General features: G+C 69.7%; 20 protein-coding genes. 13 read left to right on the top strand and 7 right to left on the bottom strand.

Going from position 1 to position 19842, the window contains the following annotated elements:
* Positions 1-123: 123 nt before the first annotated feature.
* From hemF to IC535_RS10315, 6 genes are read right to left on the bottom strand one after another with little or no spacing between them, the layout of a single operon-like run.
* Complete coding sequence (hemF, locus tag IC535_RS10340; protein WP_228886172.1) at positions 124-1020, bottom strand: oxygen-dependent coproporphyrinogen oxidase; 897 nt, start codon at positions 1018-1020, stop codon at positions 124-126.
* Between the two features lie 41 nt (positions 1021-1061).
* Positions 1062-2702, bottom strand: coding sequence for a hypothetical protein (locus IC535_RS10335; RefSeq protein ID WP_228886171.1), 1641 nt, complete (start codon positions 2700-2702; stop codon positions 1062-1064).
* Entirely contained in the window at positions 2699-3562 is an 864-nt protein-coding gene (locus IC535_RS10330; RefSeq protein ID WP_228886170.1) for a hypothetical protein, read from the bottom strand. Before IC535_RS10330 ends, IC535_RS10335 begins: the two co-directional genes overlap by 4 nt.
* 49 nt (positions 3563-3611) lie before the next feature.
* Positions 3612-4235, bottom strand: a complete 624-nt coding sequence (locus tag IC535_RS10325) for a hypothetical protein (protein WP_228886169.1) — start codon at positions 4233-4235, stop codon at positions 3612-3614.
* 31 nt (positions 4236-4266) lie between these two features.
* Entirely contained in the window at positions 4267-4686 is a 420-nt protein-coding gene (locus tag IC535_RS10320) for an NUDIX hydrolase (protein WP_228886168.1), read from the bottom strand.
* Positions 4683-7049 (bottom strand): S9 family peptidase, encoded by a 2367-nt coding sequence (locus IC535_RS10315; protein WP_228886167.1) that lies wholly within the window; start codon positions 7047-7049, stop codon positions 4683-4685. Before IC535_RS10315 ends, IC535_RS10320 begins: the two co-directional genes overlap by 4 nt.
* 550 nt (positions 7050-7599) lie before the next feature.
* Between IC535_RS10315 and IC535_RS10310 the strand changes: the two genes are divergently transcribed.
* Both IC535_RS10310 and cydB read left to right on the top strand, forming a co-directional pair.
* Positions 7600-8997, top strand: coding sequence for a cytochrome ubiquinol oxidase subunit I (locus IC535_RS10310; RefSeq protein ID WP_228886166.1), 1398 nt, complete (start codon positions 7600-7602; stop codon positions 8995-8997).
* Between the two features lies 1 nt (position 8998).
* Positions 8999-10012, top strand: coding sequence for a cytochrome d ubiquinol oxidase subunit II (gene cydB / locus IC535_RS10305; RefSeq protein ID WP_228886164.1), 1014 nt, complete (start codon positions 8999-9001; stop codon positions 10010-10012).
* 27 nt (positions 10013-10039) lie between these two features.
* On the opposite strand, the gene IC535_RS10300 is transcribed toward cydB, so the two are convergent.
* Entirely contained in the window at positions 10040-11062 is a 1023-nt protein-coding gene (locus IC535_RS10300) for a pteridine-dependent deoxygenase (protein ID WP_228886163.1), read from the bottom strand.
* 180 nt (positions 11063-11242) lie between these two features.
* Here IC535_RS10300 and IC535_RS10295 point away from each other — a divergent pair, with 180 nt between their 5' ends.
* Genes IC535_RS10295 through IC535_RS10245 form a run of 11 tightly spaced genes read left to right on the top strand, consistent with a single transcriptional unit; the run spans position 11243 to position 19841 of the window.
* Positions 11243-11977 carry a beta-ketoacyl synthase chain length factor gene (locus tag IC535_RS10295; RefSeq protein WP_228886162.1) on the top strand — a complete coding sequence of 245 codons (735 nt, stop codon included), beginning with the start codon at positions 11243-11245 and terminating at the stop codon, positions 11975-11977.
* Entirely contained in the window at positions 11970-12773 is an 804-nt protein-coding gene (locus IC535_RS10290; protein WP_228886161.1) for a lysophospholipid acyltransferase family protein, read from the top strand. Before IC535_RS10295 ends, IC535_RS10290 begins: the two co-directional genes overlap by 8 nt.
* Positions 12760-13020 carry a phosphopantetheine-binding protein gene (locus IC535_RS10285; RefSeq protein WP_228886160.1) on the top strand — a complete coding sequence of 87 codons (261 nt, stop codon included), beginning with the start codon at positions 12760-12762 and terminating at the stop codon, positions 13018-13020. Before IC535_RS10290 ends, IC535_RS10285 begins: the two co-directional genes overlap by 14 nt.
* A 17-nt stretch (positions 13021-13037) precedes the next feature.
* Positions 13038-13295 (top strand): acyl carrier protein, encoded by a 258-nt coding sequence (locus IC535_RS10280; protein WP_228886159.1) that lies wholly within the window; start codon positions 13038-13040, stop codon positions 13293-13295.
* Between the two features lie 22 nt (positions 13296-13317).
* The gene (locus IC535_RS10275) at positions 13318-13869 is read left to right on the top strand and encodes a hypothetical protein (protein ID WP_228886158.1); all 552 of its coding nucleotides are present in this window, start codon (positions 13318-13320) and stop codon (positions 13867-13869) included.
* The gene (locus IC535_RS10270; RefSeq protein ID WP_228886157.1) at positions 13862-15547 is read left to right on the top strand and encodes an AMP-binding protein; all 1686 of its coding nucleotides are present in this window, start codon (positions 13862-13864) and stop codon (positions 15545-15547) included. The genes IC535_RS10275 and IC535_RS10270 overlap by 8 nt, the downstream gene beginning before the upstream one ends.
* Complete coding sequence (locus IC535_RS10265) at positions 15540-16328, top strand: glycosyltransferase family 2 protein (protein ID WP_228886156.1); 789 nt, start codon at positions 15540-15542, stop codon at positions 16326-16328. Before IC535_RS10270 ends, IC535_RS10265 begins: the two co-directional genes overlap by 8 nt.
* The gene (locus IC535_RS10260; RefSeq protein ID WP_228886155.1) at positions 16325-17272 is read left to right on the top strand and encodes an acyltransferase; all 948 of its coding nucleotides are present in this window, start codon (positions 16325-16327) and stop codon (positions 17270-17272) included. The genes IC535_RS10265 and IC535_RS10260 overlap by 4 nt, the downstream gene beginning before the upstream one ends.
* On the top strand, positions 17262-18809 hold the full coding sequence (locus IC535_RS10255; protein ID WP_228886154.1) for an HAL/PAL/TAL family ammonia-lyase: 1548 nt from the start codon (positions 17262-17264) through the stop codon (positions 18807-18809). Before IC535_RS10260 ends, IC535_RS10255 begins: the two co-directional genes overlap by 11 nt.
* On the top strand, positions 18796-19218 hold the full coding sequence (locus tag IC535_RS10250) for an acyl-CoA thioesterase (protein WP_228886153.1): 423 nt from the start codon (positions 18796-18798) through the stop codon (positions 19216-19218). The genes IC535_RS10255 and IC535_RS10250 overlap by 14 nt, the downstream gene beginning before the upstream one ends.
* Entirely contained in the window at positions 19215-19841 is a 627-nt protein-coding gene (locus IC535_RS10245; RefSeq protein WP_228886152.1) for an outer membrane lipoprotein carrier protein LolA, read from the top strand. The genes IC535_RS10250 and IC535_RS10245 overlap by 4 nt, the downstream gene beginning before the upstream one ends.
* The last annotated feature ends 1 nt before the right edge of the window (position 19842 follow it).

Raw genomic sequence — 19842 nt, 5'->3', positions numbered from 1 at the left:
CACGGTCGCCCACGCCGGGCTCTCGGCACCTAAAATGCCAGATCGGCAAGAGATAAGATCCACGCCATGCGTGGATGACGTTCACCGATACCGCCGGCATCGCCGGCCGCGCACGGCGTGGCGCTACACCCAGTCGCGCGGCACCAGGTAGTCGGCCAGCCGCGCCTCGTCGCTGCCGGCCTCGGGCTGGAAGCCGTACTCCCAGCGCACCCGCGGCGGCAGGCTCATCAGGATGCTCTCGCTGCGCCCGCCGCTCTGCAGGCCGAACAGCGTGCCGCGGTCGTAGACCAGGTTGAACTCCACGTAGCGGCCGCGCCGGTACAGCTGGAACTCGCGCTCGCGCTCGCCATAGGGCGTGGCCTTGCGGCGTTCCACGATCGGCAGGTAGGCGTCCAGGAAACCATCGCCGACCGCCCGCAGGTAGGCGAAATCGCGTTCGAAATCGCCGTGCAGGTCATCGAAGAACAGCCCGCCCACACCGCGCGTTTCATCGCGGTGGCGCAGGAAGAAATACTCATCGCACCAGCGCTTGTGCGCCGGATAGCGTTCGGCGCCGAACGGCGCGCACAGATCGTGTGCGACTTGGTGCCAGTGCTGCACATCCTCGTCGACCGGATAGAACGGGGTCAGGTCGAAGCCGCCGCCGAACCACGAGGCCACTTCCACGCCGTCGCGCTCGGCGCGGAAGTAACGCACGTTGGCATGGGTGGTCGGCAGGTAGGGGTTGGCCGGGTGGAACACCAGCGACACCCCGGTGGCGCGCCACGAGGCGCCGGCCAGCTCGGGCCGGTTGGCCGATGCCGATGGCGGCAGGCGGGTGCCGCAGACATCGGAAAAACCGATCCCGGCCTGCTCGAAGACCGCGCCGTCGCGCAGGATGCGGGTGCGGCCGCCACCGCCCTCGGCCCGCTGCCAGAGATCTTCGGCAAACCGGGCCTGGCCGTCGGCGGCCTCGATCGCCGCACAGATGCGGTCCTGCAGGTCGGTCAGGTAGCTGCGTACGCGCTCGAATTCGTTCATGGCGCTACTTTACCGCAGGCCGCCGCAGCGGCCTGCAGGCATCAACGACGCTTGCGGTTGCGCGGCGCGGCCGGCGCCGGTTCTTCCTCGCTGCCCGTCGGTTCGTCCGCCTCCTGCCGATCGCCGTCGTGTTCGGGCTCGGCCGCCATGCGCTCGGCCAGCTGCTCCATTTCCGCCCCTAGCTGCAGCAGCGGCCAGTTGCGGGTGGCGTGCACGTCGCAGGCCACGTGGGTGCCGCTGCCATCGCGCTCGCAGCGTGCGGCAATGGCCTGCGGCAGTGCGTCATCGCCAGTGTGTGCATACACCGTGGCCAGGTTCTCGCAGCCCTCGCGCACGCCTGCGTCGCACAGCTTCAGGTAGAACGGCGCCGCTTGGCTCCACTGCCCGCGCAGCGCCTGCTGGTGGCCTGCCGCGTTGCAGCCCTGCAGCTTGCCGGCCGCGCAGCAGGCCTCGGCGCCGCCCTCGCGGGCCAGGGTCGGGCAGTCCTGCGGCAACGGCGTTTCCACGAACACCACCGGTGCCTTGCACTGCGCCGGGCCGGCGTCGGGTTGATGCTGGTAATAGGCGTAGCGGTTCCAGCCGTCGATGCCGACCAGGTCGCCGTTGCGCAGCGGCTGGAACACGAAGTCGTCGCCCTTGTCATGCCGGATGCGGATCTGGCCGTCCTGCAGGCGCGCACGCAGCTTGCCGCCGAAGCCGCTGTCGACCAGGCCGCCATCGCCGAACGGCAGGTGCTCCATCAACCCCTGGCTGGCCAGGTAGCTGCCGCACGGCAGCACGGTGGCCGCTACCGCGTCCAGCGGGCGGTCCTGCAGCTGCGCCAGGCTGGCGCAGCCCTGGGGATCCTGGCCTTGGCGGCAGGCCTGCTGCAGGGCGCTGCGCGCGTCGGTAAGCCGGCCGGCGTCCCATAGCGCCGCCGCAGCGTCGGTACAGAACGTGCCGAAGGTCTGCGCGCGGCACAGCGCGACCAGGTCGTCCAGTTGTGCCGGCGCCAGTGGGGCCGCCGTGGCCGGGCCGAGCGCGCCGGCCATGAAGCTGGCCATCGCCTTGTCCAGCACCTGGCGTGCCGCCGCGCGGCAGGCCGCCTCGTCGAACCGGCCTGATTCCTGCTTGCATGCCTCCGGCTCGGCCAGGTCGGTCGCCGCTATTGCCGGGTCGGGCCGCCCGGCGCTACGCGCCTGGTCGCGGTAGTTCTCGAGCAGGCGCTTGCAGGCGGCCGGCACGCCCTCGTGGCACCACTGGCGCAGGCGGTCGGTGTCGGCCGACGCCAGCGTCTGCAGGCATCGGGCCGGGTCGGCCTGGCAGCTGCCGGCGGCCACCGCCACGGCCGGCCGGCAGCGGGCGGGATGCTGCAGCCGGTAGCTGGCGCCGGTGTCGGCGTCGCTCAGGCGGCGGCCACCGTCGAGCACGGCCAGCGTGCGCACCCGGCCGCTGTCCAGGTCGGCCAGGGTCAGCTGGTTGCCCGCGCGCTGGACCCGGTACGGCGCCGGGGGCAGTTCGGGCTGTTGCTCGACCGCGCGGTCCGGGCCTTCCAGGCGCAGTACGCTGCCGCCGTCGGCCTCGGCGAAGCTGCCGCAGGTCATCGACTGTGCCGCGGCCGGCAGGCTGGCCAATGCCAGCAGCACCAGCAGGCTGCCGCGCCAGCCGGCACGGCGGTGGGAGATCCGCGCGGGGGAGATCATGGGGTCGCAGCCAGCTGCGCGCAGGCCTGCGCATCGTTGCCGGGGCTGCAGGCCAGTTGCAGTGCCGCACGGGCCGCCGGCAGCCGCCCGGCGGTGCGCAATGCCAGCGCCACGGCGGTGCAGAAGGTGCCGCTGGGGTGCTGGCGGCACAGCGCCTCCACCTCGTCCAGCTGCGCGGCGGGCAGGAGCGGTTCCTCCGGCATCTCCCTGGTGATCGAAAACGCCTTGCCGACCGCCCGCACCCGGTCCTTGTCGTCGGCCACGCGGCAGGCGTCGGCATCGAAGGCGGCGTTGTCCTGCTGGCACACCGGGGGAACGCTGGACGGTATCGTGGGGTCGGCCATCACCCTGGCGATCACCCAGGCACTGCGTGCGTCGCTGCGGTAGTCCTCGATCAGCCGGTCGCAGGCGACCGGGATGCCCTGGGCGCACCATTGCCGCCAGCTGTCCGCGCCGGCCCACACCATCTGGCCCATGCAGGTGGCGATATCGGCGCGGCAGCTGCCGGGCGCGAACGTCGGCGGCGGCTGGCAGGCGGCCTCGCCCTCGAGTGCGTAATGCGCGGTGTCGTCGTTGAGGTAACGGCCGTCGGCGCTGACCGACAGCCTCGAGGTCCTGCCGCTGGCCAGGTTGGCGGCCAGCAGCTGGTCGCCCTCGTGCTGCAGGTGGTACGGCTCGGCCGCCTGGCCGGGCAGCTCGAGCCGGGCCTGCGCGCTGCTTTCCAGCCGCAGCACGGCGCCGCTGTCGGCGTCCTTGAAGGTGCCGCAGCGCAGCGACTGGGCGGCGGCCGGCAGGCTCAGGGTGGCCAGCACGGCCAAGGCAACACAGCGCCAGCGGCGGGGGGAAACAGCAGGGGTCACGGGGTCAGTCCTTGCATACAGCGGAAAACAGGGCAGCGGAAAACAGGGGTCAGCGGCCGAACCAGGCCTGCACGTCGGCACGCAGCAGGCGCACCACCAGCCAGCCGTGCAGGCCGGCGAAGGTCAGCGCGGTCAGCACCGACATGCCGGTGTACAGGATGCGGTGCATCAGCAGTTCGTGCTTGAGCCGGCGCAGCTCGGTGCCATCCATGTACGCGGTCAGGTCGGGGTCGTCCAGATGGGCGGTCAGGTAGGCGATGCCGTGCGCGAAGGCCTCATCGACCAGCCAGGCGCCGGCGAAGTTGAGCAGGGCGGTTACCACCAGCACCACGATGAACAGCCACAGCGCCCAGCGTTGGCGGTACAGCATGCCCCAGCTGGCGGCGACGCCGGCCACGCAGATGGCCAGCATCCAGAGGCTGGTGGCCACCACGTGGTGGCCCAGCCAGCGCAGCGAGGGCGACAGCCATTCCAGCGGCGCATCACCGAGCAGGTCCTGCAGCCAGGCGGCCTGGCGCAGCGGTACCGCCAGCGCGGCCAGCAATGCCCAGGACAGCGCCGAGACGATGCAGACCACCAGCACCGACAGCAGCATCGGCGAGAGGAACTTGGGCGCTACCTGCGCTGCGACCGGGGGCGCGGCCGTGGGTAGTTGCGGGGGAAGCGATGACATCCGGTGTCCTGGTTGGGGTGGGCGCCAGGCGTCAGCCTGCCGCCAGCGCGAGCGCGGCCGCCGGCAGGATATGGTCTGCGCTCAAGGCTGCCAAGCGCCGCCCGTGCGGCGGCTGCAGCGGTACCCAGGCCAGCTCGGCGATTTCGGCCTGCGGCCGTGGCGTGCCGTGCACCCGCACCAGCCAGGCGTGGGCGTGTACCCGGCGGCCGGGTTCGTGCACCGCCCAGGCCTGGAAACGCCCGAGTGGCAAGGCGCTGGCGGCGTCCAGCCGTACCCCCAGTTCCTCCCAGAGCTCACGCGCCAGGGCCTGCAGGGGCGCCTCGCCCGGTTCGGGTTTGCCGCCGGGCTGGATGAAGTGGTCCGTGCCCTGTTTGCGCACCACCAGCACCCGGCCGACGGTGTCGCCGATGACCGCGGCGACGATCTCGATCGGCGCCGCGGCAGGACTCACTTCAGGTTCTCTTCGAACAGCTTGAGGATGCGCTTGTACTGGTCCAGCCAGGAATCGGGGCGCACATAGCCATGGCGTTCCAGCGGGTAGGGCGCGATGGTCCAGTTGTCCTTGTGCAGTTCGATCAGCTTCTGGGTCAGGTTGACCGAGTCCTGGAAGAACACGTTGTCGTCCATCATCCCGTGCGCGATCAGCAGGTGGTCCTGCAGGCCGTCAGCGTACTCGATCGGCGAGGATTTGCGGTAGGCCTCCGGGTCGATATCCGGGGTGTTGAGGATGTTGGCGGTGTAGCCGTGGTTGTACTGGTGCCAGTCCACCACCGGGCGCAGCGCGGCACCGGCCTTGAACGTGCCCGGCGAGCGGAACAGCGCCATGAAGGTCATGAAGCCGCCGTAGGAACCGCCATAGATGCCGGCGTGGTCGCGGTCGCCCTGCTGGTTCTGGACCAGCCAGTCCAGGCCGTCCTTGTAGTCTTCCAGTTCCGGGTGGCCCATGTTGCGGTAGATCGCCGTGCGCCAGTTGCGGCCATAGCCCTCGCTGCCGCGGTAATCCATGTCCAGCACGATGTAGCCCTTCTGCACCAGCAGGTTGTGGAACATCTGCTCGCGGAAGTAGGCCGGGTAACGCTGGTGCACGTTCTGCAGGTAGCCGGCGCCGTGCACGAACATGGCGATCGGGTACTGCTTGCCCGGCTCGGGGTTTTCCGGGCCGTAGTACTTGGCCCAGACCACGCCGGCGCCGTGCCTGGACGGCACCTGCACCAGCTTGGGCTGGATCCACTGGCGCGCCTTGAACGCGGCGCTGCGGGTGTCGGTGAGGACCTTGGCCTGGCCGCCGCCGGTGGGCACCACCGCCAGCTGCGCCGGCAGGTAGGCGCCGGAATAGCGCACCAGCAGCTGCTGGCCGTCCGGCGACAGCGAAAAGTCTTCCACGCCGTTGAGCGCGGTCAGCTCACGCACCTGCTTGCTGGCATTGTCGACCGCGCAGACTTCGTAGTCGCCCGGGCTTTGCTGGTTGCACAGGAAGTAGAAGCCGCGGCCGTCGGCGCTGGGCACCGGCATCGAGGTTTCCCAGTTGCCGCCGGTCAGTGCCTGCGGCTTGGCCGTGCCCTGCTGGGTATACAGGTGCGAATAGCCCGATTCTTCGGACAGCAGCCACAGCGTGCGGTTGTCGCTGGACCAGCCGAAATCGTTGAAGCTCCAGTTGATCCACGCGTTGTCGGTGAGGCGGTGGCGGTTTTCCAGCTTGCCGCCGGCCGCGCTGACGCTGGCGATCCAGCGGTCCTTGTTGTCGTTGGCGCGCAGCATGATGGCCGCGTGCTGGCCGTCGGCGCTCCAGCGGATGCCCGGCGCGCCGGGGCCGCCGAGGACCTCCAGCGGACGGTTGCCCTTCAGCGCGTCCTTGCCGGCCGCCTTGCGCAGCGCGGCCAGCGGATCGCTGCCGATACCCGGCAGGCCGTCCAGCGACAGCGGCTTGACCGTGCCGGCCTGCGCATCGACCAGCCACAGCGCGTGCGGCTCGGGGTCGTTGCGGCCCACGCGGGTGCGGGTGTCCTCGAATTCCTCGTAGCCCGATTCGGTCACGTACTTGGGCATCTTGCCGCCGCGGCCTTCATCGAAGCCCTTCGGCTTGGTGACCACGATCAGGGTGCGGGCATCCGGCGACAGCACGCTGTCGACGATCTCCACCTCGGCCCCCAGGTACACCGGGCCCGGCGCGCGGGTGCCGTCGGCGCGGCGCCAGTTGGCTTCCTGCGCCTTGAGCGCCTCGCGCTGGGCACGGTCGTTGCGCAGCGTGGCCAGGGTGCGCAGCTGCTGGTCGCGCAGCACGTCCGGCTTGGGCACATCGTCGGGGTTCTTCTCGGCCTTCAGGCTGGCCACCTGCCGCACGCCGGCGGCCGCGGTCCAATGGAACCAGTTCTGCCCGGTGCGCCAGATCACCCCGCCATCGCGGGCGAAATTGACCGCGCCGGACTTTTCGGTGCTGCGGGTGAGCTGGGTCAGCGCGCCGCTGCGCAGGTCACGCAGGAACACATCGCCATTGCGCACGAACACGCTGCGCTGGCGCGCGCTGTCATACACCGGGCTGTCCACGTCCAGGCTGCCGCGCTGGTCGTCGGCCACCTGGGCCGCCACGCCCCCGTTGACCGGCTGGCGGAAGGTGTCGCGGATCGGGCTGCCGGCGCGCTTGAGCTGGTACTCCACCTGCTGGCTGTTCCACGACCACCAGGCGCTCTCGACCGGTGGACCGATCCAGTCCGGGTCGGCCATGGCCTGCTCGATGGTGATCGGCGTCGGTGCCGCATGGGCGGCGCCGCCGAGGGTGGCGAGCAGCAGCAGGGACAAGGGCAGCGTTCTGGGCATTGCGGGCGGTACCGTAGTGGAAAACCCGCCAAGCGTAGCAGCCGCAAGGGCTGCGGGAAGGGGCCACAGGTCATGGGCGTGGCCCCTTCCTGCGCAAGGCAAGCGGGGGTCGGTGGGTCGGGCGCTGGGGTCCCATACCCTTTCCGGCGAATGTCCTCCGGCGTCGGCCTGCGGCCGCCCCCTCCCCCTTTACTTCGCCTCCAAGGGTATGGGACCCCAGCGCCCGACCCACCAACCAGCGCCAAAAATCCTTGGCTTCCCCTGCTTACCGCAAGCCGAGCCCCGTAGCGGCCGGTAGGCTCCTGGGCAAAGTAAAGGAGGAGGCCGCAACGCGGCCGGGGGACATTTGCACCAGGGGCCTACCGGCCGCTGCGGGGCCCTCACGCTCGCGGTAGCCCCGGGCGAAGGCCCACGCCCACTGAATCACCCACCAACTCAGGACCGGCCACACCTGCGACAAAGTGAAGCAGCGCGTCACCGGGTCGCATGTGCCTTTCACGGATACCAGCCCAAACTGGTGCGGATTCCAGAAACCTGCCGGAGGCGTCACGTGGACGCGTTGTTGTTGTCGCGGATCCAGTTCGGGTTCGTCATCAGTTTCCATGTCCTGTTCCCGGCCTTCACCATCGGCACGGCCAGCTGGCTGGCCTTCGTGGAATCGCGCTGGCTGCGGACCGGCAACCCGATCTGGCGCGAGCTGTATTTCTTCTGGCAGAAGATCTTCGCGGTGTCCTTCGGCATGGGCGTGGTCAGTGGCATCGTCATGGCCTTCCAGTTCGGCACCAACTGGCCGCGCCTGAGCGAGGTGGCCGGCAGCGTGATCGGCCCGCTGCTCACCTACGAGGTGCTGACCGCGTTCTTCCTGGAAGCCAGCTTCCTGGGGGTGATGATGTTCGGCTGGGGCCGGGTGTCGCCGCGCCTGCATTTCCTCTCCACCTGCATGGTGGCGCTGGGCACGCTGTTCTCCACGTTCTGGATCCTGTCCTCCAACAGCTGGCTGCATACCCCGGCCGGCTACGCCATGGTCGACGGCATCGTGCACCCGCAGGACTGGTGGCAGGTGGTGTTCAACCCGTCCTTCCCGTATCGCCTGGCGCATATGGCGCTGGGCTCGTTCATCACTACGTGTTTCGTGATCGGCGGCGTGGGTGCCTGGTACCTGCGGCGGGGCACGCACGTGGAAGCCGGGCGCACCATGCTGCTGGCGGCCATCGCCTTCGCCGCGCTGACGGTGCCGGTGCAGATCTTCGTGGGCGACATGCACGGGCTGAACACGCTCAAGCACCAGCCGATGAAGATCGCGGCGATGGAAGCGCACTGGTACTCGGCCGACGAAGGCGAGGGCGTGCCGCTGGTGGTGTTCGCGCTGCCCAATGAAAAGGCCGAGCGCAACGACTATGAAATCGCCATCCCGCGCCTGGGCAGCCTGATCCTGACCCATTCGCTGGATGGTACGTTCGCGCCGCTGACCTCGGTGGCGGCCAGCGAACGGCCGCCGGTGGTGCCGGTGTTCTTCGCGTTCCGGATCATGGTCGGGCTGGGCACGCTGATGCTGTTGCTGGCCTGGGTGTCGGCCTTCCAGTGGTGGCGCGGCCGGCTGCTGCAGTCGCGCTGGCTGGTCACCGGCTGGAACTGGATGCTGCCCAGCGGCTTCATCGCGCTGCTGTCGGGATGGTTCGTCACCGAAATGGGGCGCCAGCCGTGGGTGGTCTACGGCGTACTGCGCACCGCCGATGCGGTGGGCCCGCAGAGCGCCTGGATGACGGCGTTGTCGCTGGCGGTCTATGTGGTCGGCTACGCCTTCGTGTTCGGCTGGGGCATCTGGTACCTGGTCAAAATCATCCGCACCGGCCCACGCCCGCACGAACCGGCGCTGGCGCTGGAAGGCGGCAGCAAGACCCCGGCGCGGCCACTGTCCGGCGCCGACGAACCACTGGAGGAAAGCTGAGATGGAAATGACAACCTGGCTGCCGGTGGCATGGTTCGGGGTGATCGGATTCGGCGTGCTGATGTACGTGGTGCTGGACGGTTTCGTGCTGGGCATCGGCATCCTCGCGCCGATGGCCGAGGACGAAGAACAGCTGGACGTGATGATGAACACCGCCGCGCCGATCTGGGATGGCAACGAGACCTGGCTGGTGCTCGGCGGTGCCGGCCTGATGGCGGCGTTCCCGAAAGCCTATGCGGCACTGTTGTCGGCGCTGTACCTGCCGGTGCTGCTGCTGGTGGTGGCGCTGGTGTTCCGCGGGGTGGCGTTCGAGTTCCGCTTCAAGGCGCACCGTTCGCGCCGGCTGTGGAGCGTGGCCTTCGGGCTGGGGTCGTTGTTGGCCGCCTTTGCCCAGGGGGTGATCCTGGGCGCGCTGGTGGAAGGGCTGCAGGTGGTCGACGGCCGCTATGTGGGCGGTGCGTTCAGCTGGTTCAGCCCGTTCTCGATGCTGACCGGTGCAGCGGTGGTGTTCGGCTATGCGCTGCTGGGCAGCACCTGGCTGATCCTCAAGACCGAAGGCCGCGAGCAGGAGATGGCGCGCACGCTGACCCGGCCGCTGGTGGTGGCGGTGATCGTGTTCATGGGCCTGGTCAGCACCTGGCTGCCGTTCCTGGATTCGCGGTTGATGGCGCGCTGGTTCAGCGATGGCAACTTCTGGTGGCTGTCGCCGGTGCCGCTGCTGACCCTGGGCGTGGCGGTGGCGCTGTGGCGCAGCGCGATGCACCCGCGCCGCGACCTGCCGCCGTTCCTGTTGACCCTGGCGCTGTTCGTGCTGGGCTTCATCGGGCTGGTGCTGGGCATGTGGCCGTACCTGCTGCCGCCGAGCATGACGCTGTGGCAGGCGGCGGCACCGGCCTCGTCGCTGGGCTTCAGCCTGGTCGGGCTGGTGGTGCTGCTGCCGGTGATCCTGGGCTATACGGCGTGGTCGTACCGGGTGTTCCGCGGCAAGGTGCGGGCGGACGCGGGCTACCACTGAGGCCGGCGGGGCACTGCCCCACTGGCCTCAGCCGTGCAGCCCTTCAATCTCCACCAGCAATTCGGCGCGGCACACTTCGGCGTGCAGCACCACGAAGGCCGGGGCGCCGGGCAGGGCGCGCATCTGCGCGGCGATCGCCGGCATATCCTCGGCGCGGCGCACGTAGACCTTCAGCAGCGAGGTGGCGCCCAGCGTGGGTGCCAGCGACGGGCGCTGGCGGCGCGCGGTGTCCACCAGGCTCTGCAGGTTGGTCAGGGTCTCGCCCAGTTGTTCCTGCAGCGAACCGGCGTGCTGGGAGGCGTGGCCGACGATGGCCGCGGTGCCCGACTGCAGCAGCGGCAGGCCGGTGGCCGGCGGCGGCAGCAGCGCGCGGGCGAAACTGGGCGACTGCGGCCCGTACTGGCGCGGGTAGCGGAACGCGCTGACCTGGCGCGGGTTCTCCAGCGGCAGCCCGGGTTCGCGCGCGGCCAGCCAGTACACCTGCAGGCGGCGGTCGCCGTCGAAGCGGCCGATGCAGGTCGCCGCCGGCAGCGCGGCCTCGTCCAGCGCGCGCAGGCCTTGTACGCGGCCCACGCAGAAGCGGCGGTAGCGCTCCTGGTCGCCCTCGCCTTCGGTCACCGCGTCCAGGTAGTTCCAGGTGCGCAGCAGGTGCGGAAAGCCGCAGCGGGTCAGGAAACCACTCATTCGTTCGTAGGCCACCGCCGCGGCAGTGGCGATATCGCCGTCGACCTCACTGATTTCGATCGCCCCGAACAGCACGCTGTCGGTATGCGACCAGCACACCCCTTCGCTGCTGCCATGTTGCACCGGGCCGGCGCCGCGCCAGATTTCGATCTGGTCCGGGCCGTGCACGGCCAGCGGGATCTGCAGCCAGCGCGGGTCTTCGCTGCCGGCCCGGCGCGCGCCGAAACCAAACACCGCCAGGGTGCGCGGGTCGGCCAGGGCGGCATCGCGTTGCGCGGCCGGGGCGTAGCAGGCGCTGAACAACGCAGGTCCGGACGAGGGGAAAGCGACCTCCACGGCCGGTACGTTGTCGATGGTGCTGCTCATTTCAGATTGTGAATGCTGCCGGTGCCGAGGGTGTCATGATAGCGTGCGCTCCTTTTCACGGCGTCCCCATGGGCGCCGGACGATGTCCAAGACAGGTGCGGGTCGGCTGGAATGGGGGGGCCGGCCCGTGTCGCCATCCGGCTCGTGTCCTTTCTGGTGCCCATCACTATGTTGGCGTGAATGATCGAGTTCTCTGTTGTGGATTGGTCGGCCTGGGCACCGGGCCTGACCACGAAATCGGATTGGCAGGCCTGGGCGCAGGCCCCCACGCTGCCCAGCGGCGCCGACACCCCGGCGTTGTCGGAGGTGCCGGCGATGCAGCGGCGCCGGATCGAGCGGCTGGGGCGCATGGCCATCCAGGCCGCGTGCTGGTGCGAGCAGCCCGATGACGGCGGCCAAGTCCCGCTGGTGTTCGCTTCCCGCCACGGCGACGTGGCGCGATCGATGGAACTGCTGGACACCCTGGGCGCCGACAACAGCATGTCGCCGACCGCGTTCGGCCTGTCGGTGCACAACGCGGTGGCCGCGCTGTATTCGATCGCCCGCGGCCACCACGGCAACTACCTGGCCCTGGCCGCCGGCCGGGCCACGGTCGAGGCCGCCTGCGTGGAAGCCTTCGGCCTGCTCGCCGACGGTGCCCCGGAGGTACGCGTGATCGTGTACGAATCGCCATTGCCGCCGGTCTACGCCGACTTTGCCGACGAGCCGGACCCTTACTACGCCTGGTGCTGGCGCCTGGCCGCGGCCGACCGGCCCGGTACCCGGCTGTCGCTGGGCTGGGGCGCGGCCACCGCCGACAGTGCCGCGCGGAGCCTGCCGCATGGCCTGGACGTGCTGCGCTTCCTGCTTTCCGACGACGCCACGCTGGCGTTGGCCAGCGACGGCCAGCAATGGACCTGGCAGCGCCATGGCTGAGCGCTGGACAGCCCGGCTCGACCACGCCTGGCGGCTGCTGGGCACCGCCGTCTGCTTTGCCGTGTTCGGCATCGGCGGGCTGCTGCTGGGCGGGCTGCTGTTGCCGCTGCTGTTGCTGGTCGGCGACCCGGCCCGGCGGCGCCGGCTGGCGCGCCGGCTGGTCCAGTTCAGTTTCGCCAGCCATGTCGCGCTGATGCGCCGGCTGGGGGTGATGACCTATGAGATCCGCGGCGGCGAACGCCTGCAGCGCAACGGCCTGCTGATCCTGGCCAACCATCCCACCCTGATCGACGTGGTGCTGCTGATCGCCCAGTTGCCCAATGCCGACTGCGTGGTCAAGCAGGCCGTGGCCTGCAACCCGTTCATGCGCGGCCCGGTCCGGGCCGCCGGCTATGTGTCCAACGACGACGGGGCCGGGCTGATCGACGACTGCATCGCCGCCGTCCACGCCGGCGGCAACCTGGTGATCTTCCCCGAGGGCACCCGCACCGTGCCGGGCCAGCCGCTGCGCCTGCAGCGCGGGGCGGCCAACATCGCCGTGCGCGGCCGGCTGGACATCACCCCGGTCCGGATCACCTGTACCCCGCCTACCCTGACCAAGGGCCAGAAATGGTATCGTGTGCCATCACGGCGTTTTCACGTTCAGCTGGAAGTCGGGGAAGATCTCCCGATCGCCCCCTTCCTGGCGGGTGCCGACGATACGCCCAGGGGGGATGCCTTGGCGGCGCGGCGCGTGACCGAGCATCTTGCCCATTACTTTGACTTCGCTGGAGAACCGAGCCGTGCAGGCACTTGAGCACGAGATCAAGGAATTGATCATTTCATCGCTTTCACTGGAAGACATCACTCCCGAAGACATCGACCCGGCTGCGCCCTTGTTCGTCGAGGGGCTGGGGCTGGACTCGATTGACGCACTTGAACTTGGTTTGGCCCTGCAGAAAAAGTACGGTGTCAGCCTGTCTGCGGATTCGGAAGAGACCCGTCGCCATTTTTCCAGCGTGCGTGCCCTGAGCGAGTTCGTCGCTGCACGTCAGCCGTCGTAACGGCGTCAGGATTTGCCATGACCAAGAACGAACTTTTCGAGCGTATCGTCAAGATCCTCAAGGACAGCTTTGAGATCGAGCCGGCCCGCATCACGCCCGAGGCGCGCCTGTACGACGACCTGGACATCGACAGCATCGATGCGGTCGACCTGATCGTGCAGCTCAAGCCGCTGCTCGGCCGCAACCTGCAGCCGGAGGCGTTCAAGTCGGTGCGCACCGTGCAGGACATCGTCGATGTCGTGCATGGGCTGTTGCCCGGGCAAGCGGCCGCCTGACGGCCGCCGCTGAACACTGACCATGGTCCGGGTGCGCGTCGCGGCGTTTGCGTTGCTGTCGCTGGCGTACCCGCTGGTGGTGTACCTGTCGCTGGGCCGCTTCGAGCCGCGCTGGCTGTCGCTGCTGCTGTTCGGGCTGGCCGCGCTGCGCGCGCTGACCACCCGCCAGCCGGTGTGGTGGGTGGCCGCGCTGGGCGCCGGGGCACTGGCGCTGGTGGCCACCGCCTTCAACCAGGCGCTGCCGCTGAAGCTGTACCCGGCCCTGGTCAATGCGGTGATGCTGGTGATCTTCGCCACCAGCCTGCGTTTCCCGCCCAGCGCGGTGGAACGGCTGGCGCGGCTGGGCGAGCCGGACCTGCCGCCGTTCGCGGTGGCCTATACCCGCCGCGTCACCTGGGTGTGGTGCGGGTTTTTTGTCCTCAACGGGGCTCTGGCCCTGGCCACGGCGCTGTGGGCGTCCAACCAGGTCTGGGCGCTATACAACGGATTGTTGGCGTACGTGATGATGGGTGTTCTGTTTGCCGGTGAATGGCTGGTGCGGCGGCGGGTGAAAGCGGCGCATGTGCATGGCTGAGTGGATCGCACTGGACCGTCTGGTGGTGGCGCCGCGGCCTGGCCGCAGCGTCGGCGTGGCCGCGCACGGGCAGGTCGACCATCCCGCGTTCCGCCTGCAGGTACTGGGCTGGCAGCAGGCCTTCGCGGCCGCGCCGGGCCGTGACTGGGCGCTGTACTTCGACGATACGCTGGCCTTCGCCGCCGCCCTGCTGGGCGCCTGGCATGCCGGCAAGCGGGTATTCCTGGGCGGCGACAACCTGCCGGGCACGCTGGAAGGACTGAGCCCGCGGGTGGCCGGGTTTGCCGGCGACGTGCCGGCCCGGTACGCCCCGTTGCAGCCGTACGCCGCAGCGCCGGCCGATGCGGCGCTGGCCCCGCTGGACCAGGATGCCCTGGAGCTGGTGGTGTTCACCTCCGGCAGCACCGGCGCGCCCAGCGCGATCGTCAAGCGCATGCGCCAGCTGACCGCGGAAGTGGACGCGCTGCAGGCGGCCTTCGGCCAACAGCTGGAAGGCGCGCAGGTGCACGGTACGGTCTCGCACCAGCACATCTACGGCCTGTTGTTCCGCGTGTTGTGGCCGCTGGCGGCCGGGCGTGCGATCCAGCCGCGGCGCTTCTTCCACGAAGACCTGGTCAGTGCGCTGGCGCAGGGCCCCTCGGTACTGGTGGCCACCCCGGCCCATCTCAAGCGCCTGCCCGAACAGCTGGACTGGTCCGCGCTGGGCGGCTGCCTGCGCGCGGTGTTCTCCTCCGGCGGCCCGCTGCCCGAAGAGGCCGCCCTGCAGGCGCGCGCCTTGCTGGGCGTGGCGCCGACCGAAGTGTTCGGCAGCAGCGAGACCGGCGGCATCGCCTGGCGCCGCTGGAGCGCCGGGCAGCCGCAGTGGCACCCGCTGCCCGGGGTGGCCTGGAAGATCCAGGACGGTTGCCTGGCGGTGTCCTCGCCGCACCTGGACAGCGCGGACTGGTGGCAGACCCAGGACCGGGTCGAGGCCGATGCCGGGCGCAGTTTCCGCCTGCTCGGCCGCGCCGACCGCATCGTCAAGATCGAAGAACGCCGGGTCTCGCTGGACGCGCTGGAACAGCAGCTGCGTGCGCACCCATGGGTCCAGGAGGTGCGCGTGCTGGTGCTGCCGGGCACGCGCGAACAGCTGGCCGCGGTGGTGGTGCCGGCGCAGGCCGGGGTGGCGCAGTGGGACGATGCGCAGCGCCGCCGCCATGCGCAGGCGCTGAGCGCGCACCTGGCCGACAGCCACGATGCGGTGACCCGCCCGCGCCGCTGGCGGTTCATCGACGAGTGGCCGTACAACGCACAGGGCAAGGTCACCGCCGCCGCGCTGGGCGCGCTGTTCCGGCCGTTGCTGCCGGCGGCGCAATGGCAGCAGCGCGATGCGGCGGCGGCGTCGCTGCTGCTGCCGCTGGACGCGGACCTGGTGGCCTTTGACGGGCATTTTCCGCAGGCCAGGATCCTGCCCGGGGTGGTCCAGCTGGACTGGGCGATCCACTACGCGCGCGAAGCGTTCGCCATGCCGCCGCGGTTCGAACGGATGGATGCGCTGAAGTTCCAGCACGTGGCCCGCCCCGGCGACTGCCTGCAGCTCACCCTGGGCTGGGATGCGGACAAATCGGTGCTGAGCTTCCGTTATGTGTCCGACCACGGCGTGCACGCCAGTGGCCGGGTGGTGTTCGGCGATGCATGACCCATCCCGCACGGGCCTGACGGCGATGCCGTTCACGCCACTGGTAGTGATCCCGGTCTACGACCACCAGCACGCCATCGGCGCGGTGGTGCGCGGAGTGATCGACAGCGGGCTGCCGTGCCTGCTGGTCGACGACGGCTCGCATGCCGGCTGCGCGCAGGTGCTGGATGCACTGGCCGCCGCGCACGCGCCGCAGGTCACGCTGCTGCGGCTGCCGGCCAACCAGGGCAAGGGCGGGGCGATGCTGGCCGGGTTCGCCGCCGCGGCCGGCCGCGGCCACAGCCACGTGCTGCAGATCGATGCCGACGGCCAGCACGACCCGGGCGATATCCCGCGCTTTGTCGCGCTGGCCCGGCAGCATCCCGGGGCGGTGATCTGCGGCATCCCGGTCTACGATGCCAGCGTGCCCAAGGCGCGCCTGTATGGCCGTTACGCCACCCATGTCTGGGTCTGGATCAACACCCTGTCGCTGCAGATCCGCGATTCGATGTGCGGCTTCCGGGTCTATCCGCTGGCGCCGGTCAGCGGCCTGGTCGGCGAGGAAACCATCGGCCGGCGCATGGATTTCGACAGCGAGATATTGGTGCGCCTGTTCTGGCGCGAGGTGGCGGTGATCAACCTGCCGACCCGGGTCACCTATCCCAGCGACGGCGTGTCGCACTTCGATGTGTGGCGCGACAACGTACGCATCAGCGGCATGCACACCCGGCTGTTCTTCGGCATGCTGCGCCGCGCGCCCCGCCTGCTGTGGCGCCGCCTGCGCGGAGCGACGCCGGCATGACCGCGCCGGCGCCGGCCAATGCCCCGCACTGGGCCGACCTGGGCGAGACCACCTCGGCCGCCGGGGTGCTGTTCCTGTGCTGGGTGCACCGCTGGTTGGGGCGCTGGCCGTTCCGGCTGTGCGTGTACCCGGTGGTGCTGTGCCACTGGCTGGGCAACGGCGTGGCCCGGCGGTCTTCGCTGCAGTACCTGCGCCGGCTGCAGGCGCATACCGGCGTGCTCGGCCGCCGGCCTGGGCGCTGGACCAGCCTGAAGCACTTCGCGCTGTTCGCCGATACCTTGCTGGACAAGCTGCTCGGCCTGGGCGGGCGCTATCCGCCCAGCCGTATCCGCCTGCAGCGCGACCTGATGCTGGACAAGATCGCGCGCCGCGAAGGCGGGCTGATCCTCACCGCGCATATCGGCTGCCTGGAACTGTGCCAGGTGCTGGCCGAACAGGTGCCCGGTTTCCGCATCACCGTGCTGGTGCATACCGCCCACGCGCAGCGGTTCAACCGGCTGATGCAGCGCCTGGATCCGCTGGCCTCGGTGGAGCTGATGCAGGTCACCGACATGGGCCCGGCCACCGCGGTGGAACTGCAGCGCCGGGTCGAGGCCGGCGGCTTTGTGGCCATCGTCGGCGACCGCGTGCCGCTGCGCGGTGGCCGTACCGTGCCGGCGCCATTCCTGGGCCATGTGGCGCAGTTCCCGATCGGCGCCTATGTGCTGGCCTCGGCGCTGGCCTGCCCGGTCTACACCATGGCCTGCCTGCATGAAGGCGACGGCTACCGCGTGCGATTTGAACATTTCAGCGACCGCATCGTATTGCCGCGTGGCTCGCGCGATGCCGCGCTGACCGCGCAGGCCGAACAATTTGCCCGGTGGCTGGAAGTTCAGGTCGCCCAGGCACCCTTGGACTGGTTCAATTTCTTCCCCTTCTGGGATCAGGCATCTCATGGCAAGTAAGTCACCCCAAATCCGCTTCGGCGATGCGCCGCTGACCATCGAAGACGTGATCGCGCTGTCCCAGCGCCAGGCCCAGGCCGTGGTCAGCGACGACCCGGCGTTCCAGGCGCGCATCCAGAAGGGCGCCGATTTCCTCGACCGCCTGCTGCGCGAGGACGGCGTCATCTATGGGGTGACCACCGGCTACGGCGACTCGTGCACGGTCAACATCCCGCCGGCGCTGGTGGCCGAACTGCCGCACCACCTGTTCACCTACCACGGCTGCGGCCTGGGCCGGTTCCTGGACGAGGCCGAAACCCGCGCGGTGATCGCCGCGCGCCTGGCCTCGCTGGTGCGCGGCATGTCCGGGGTCAGCCACCCGCTGCTGCAGGGCCTGGCCACGCTGTTGCGCCACGATGTGCTGCCGCTGATCCCGGCCGAAGGCTCGGTCGGTGCCAGTGGCGATCTCACCCCGCTGTCCTACGTGGCCGCGGTGCTGTGTGGCGAGCGCGAGGTGATGTACCAGGGCGCGCGCCGCCCGGCCGCCGAGGTGCTGGCCGAGATCGGCATGGCCCCGCTGCGGCTGCGCCCCAAGGAAGGCCTGGCGATCATGAACGGCACCGCGGTGATGACCGCGCTGGCCTGCCTGGCCTTCGATCGCGCCGATTACCTGACCAAGCTCGCCACGCGCCTGACCGCGTTCAACGTGCTGGCCAGCGACGGCAACGCGCACCATTTCGATGAAATGCTGTTCGCCGCCAAGCCGCACCCGGGCCAGATGCAGATCGCCGCGCGGCTGCGCCAGGACCTGCACAGCGACCGCCCGCCGCGCAACGAACAGCGCCTGCAGGACCGCTACTCGCTGCGCTGCGCCCCGCACGTGATCGGGGTGGTGCAGGACGCGCTGCCGTTCATGCGCCAGCTGATCGAGACCGAACTCAACAGCGCCAACGACAACCCGCTGATCGATGTCGACGGCGAGCGCATCCTGCACGGCGGGCATTTCTACGGCGGCCATATCGCCTTTGCGATGGACGCGCTGAAGAACACCATCGCCAACCTGGCCGACCTGCTCGACCGGCAGATGGCGCTGGTGGTGGACGCGCGCTACAACCATGGCCTGCCGGCCAACCTGTCGGCCGCCACCGGCGAGCGCGCGGCGATCAACCACGGGCTCAAGGCGCTGCAGATCAGCGTATCGGCATGGACCGCCGAAGCGCTCAAGCAGACCATGCCGGCCTCGGTGTTCTCCCGTTCCACCGAATGCCACAACCAGGACAAGGTCAGCATGGGCACCATCGCCGCGCGCGACTGCCTGCGCGTGATCGAACTGACCGAACAGGTGGTCGCCGCGCTGCTGATCACCGCCCGCCAGGGCGTGGCGCTGCGCCAGCGGGCGGGCATGAAGGCGACCCTGCATGGCGACCTCGATGCGATGTACCAGGACCTGTGCGCGCGCATCGCGCTGATCGAGGAAGATCGCGCGCTGGACGGCGAGCTGCGCGCGCTGCTCGGGGATATCCGTGGCCAGCGCTGGAGCCTGTATGACCAGCCCTGACCTGAGTCTGGAGGTAAGCCTGTCGCCCACCTTCCACGACTGCGACCCGATGCACGTGGTGTGGCACGGCAACTACTTCAAGTATTTCGAGATCGCGCGCTGCGCGCTGCTGCAGCGTTACAACTACGACTACCCGCAGATGGGCGAATCCGGCTACCTCTGGCCGGTGGTCGATGCGCGGGTGAAGTACATCCGCCCGCTGCTGTACGGGCAGGCGCTGCGCGTGCGCGCGACCATCACCGAATGGGAAAACCGGCTGAAGATCGCCTACGAGATCCTCGATGCCGGCAGTGGCCAGGTGCTGACCCGCGCCCACACCATCCAGGTGGCGGTCGACGCGGCCACCAATGAAATGCTGTACCTGTGCCCACGCGTGCTGTGGGACCGTCTGGGAGTGGAAGTGCAATGAACATCCTGCTGCGCACGCTGGTGGTGCTGGTGTCGTTGATGGGGGCCGCGCCGGTGCTGGCCGCGCCCGCCGCCGATGTCGATCTGGTCAAGCAGCGGGTGGCCAAGGTTGGCGTGCTGCGCGGCGCGTTCACCCAGGAAAAGCAGGTGGCCGGCTTCAAGAACCCGTTGCGTTCGCAGGGCAGCTTCGTGCTGGCCCAGGACCACGGCGTGATCTGGACCACGCTCAAGCCGTTCCCGTCGGAGGTGGTGGTCACCCGCGACCGCATCCTCAGCCGCCAGCGTGACGGCAGCAGCCGGGTCGAGCTGGACGGCCGCCAGCAACCGGCGATGCGCTCGGTCAACGCGATCATGTTCGCGCTGATGAGCGGCGATGCGCAGGCGCTGTCTGCGCAGTTCACGGTGAAGGTGGAGGCGCTGCCCAACAATGGCTGGAAGATGCAGCTGAGCCCGCGCTCGGCGATGCTGGCCAAGGTGTTCACCGGGCTGGCACTGAGTGGCGACCGCTACGTGCGCGAGGTCCAGATCACCGAGGCCAACCAGGACGTCACCCGCATCCACTTTGCCGAAATGAGCGAAACCCCGGCCCAGCTGAGTAGCGCAGAGGGCGGCAAGTTTGAATGAC

It is taken from the genome of Stenotrophomonas rhizophila, from assembly GCF_020857975.1.
In the GTDB taxonomy this organism is placed as follows: Bacteria; Pseudomonadota; Gammaproteobacteria; order Xanthomonadales; family Xanthomonadaceae; genus Stenotrophomonas; species Stenotrophomonas rhizophila_C.
This window is presented reverse-complemented; position numbering and strand designations above follow the sequence as displayed.

Bases quoted from the DNA above. Each gene is read 5' to 3' on its own strand.
- IC535_RS10270 (WP_228886157.1), top strand. From the start codon at position 13,862: ATGGCTGAGTGGATCGCACTGGACCGTCTGGTGGTGGCGCCGCGGCCT.
- IC535_RS10315 (WP_228886167.1), bottom strand. From the start codon at position 7,049: ATGCCCAGAACGCTGCCCTTGTCCCTGCTGCTGCTCGCCACCCTCGGC.
- hemF (WP_228886172.1), bottom strand. From the start codon at position 1,020: ATGAACGAATTCGAGCGCGTACGCAGCTACCTGACCGACCTGCAGGAC.
- IC535_RS10275 (WP_228886158.1), top strand. From the start codon at position 13,318: ATGGTCCGGGTGCGCGTCGCGGCGTTTGCGTTGCTGTCGCTGGCGTAC.
- IC535_RS10260 (WP_228886155.1), top strand. From the start codon at position 16,325: ATGACCGCGCCGGCGCCGGCCAATGCCCCGCACTGGGCCGACCTGGGC.
- IC535_RS10280 (WP_228886159.1), top strand. From the start codon at position 13,038: ATGACCAAGAACGAACTTTTCGAGCGTATCGTCAAGATCCTCAAGGAC.
- IC535_RS10250 (WP_228886153.1), top strand. From the start codon at position 18,796: ATGACCAGCCCTGACCTGAGTCTGGAGGTAAGCCTGTCGCCCACCTTC.
- IC535_RS10295 (WP_228886162.1), top strand. From the start codon at position 11,243: ATGATCGAGTTCTCTGTTGTGGATTGGTCGGCCTGGGCACCGGGCCTG.
- IC535_RS10325 (WP_228886169.1), bottom strand. From the start codon at position 4,235: ATGTCATCGCTTCCCCCGCAACTACCCACGGCCGCGCCCCCGGTCGCA.
- cydB (WP_228886164.1), top strand. From the start codon at position 8,999: ATGGAAATGACAACCTGGCTGCCGGTGGCATGGTTCGGGGTGATCGGA.
- IC535_RS10265 (WP_228886156.1), top strand. From the start codon at position 15,540: ATGCATGACCCATCCCGCACGGGCCTGACGGCGATGCCGTTCACGCCA.
- IC535_RS10290 (WP_228886161.1), top strand. From the start codon at position 11,970: ATGGCTGAGCGCTGGACAGCCCGGCTCGACCACGCCTGGCGGCTGCTG.
- IC535_RS10335 (WP_228886171.1), bottom strand. From the start codon at position 2,702: ATGATCTCCCCCGCGCGGATCTCCCACCGCCGTGCCGGCTGGCGCGGC.
- IC535_RS10255 (WP_228886154.1), top strand. From the start codon at position 17,262: ATGGCAAGTAAGTCACCCCAAATCCGCTTCGGCGATGCGCCGCTGACC.
- IC535_RS10300 (WP_228886163.1), bottom strand. From the start codon at position 11,062: ATGAGCAGCACCATCGACAACGTACCGGCCGTGGAGGTCGCTTTCCCC.
- IC535_RS10245 (WP_228886152.1), top strand. From the start codon at position 19,215: ATGAACATCCTGCTGCGCACGCTGGTGGTGCTGGTGTCGTTGATGGGG.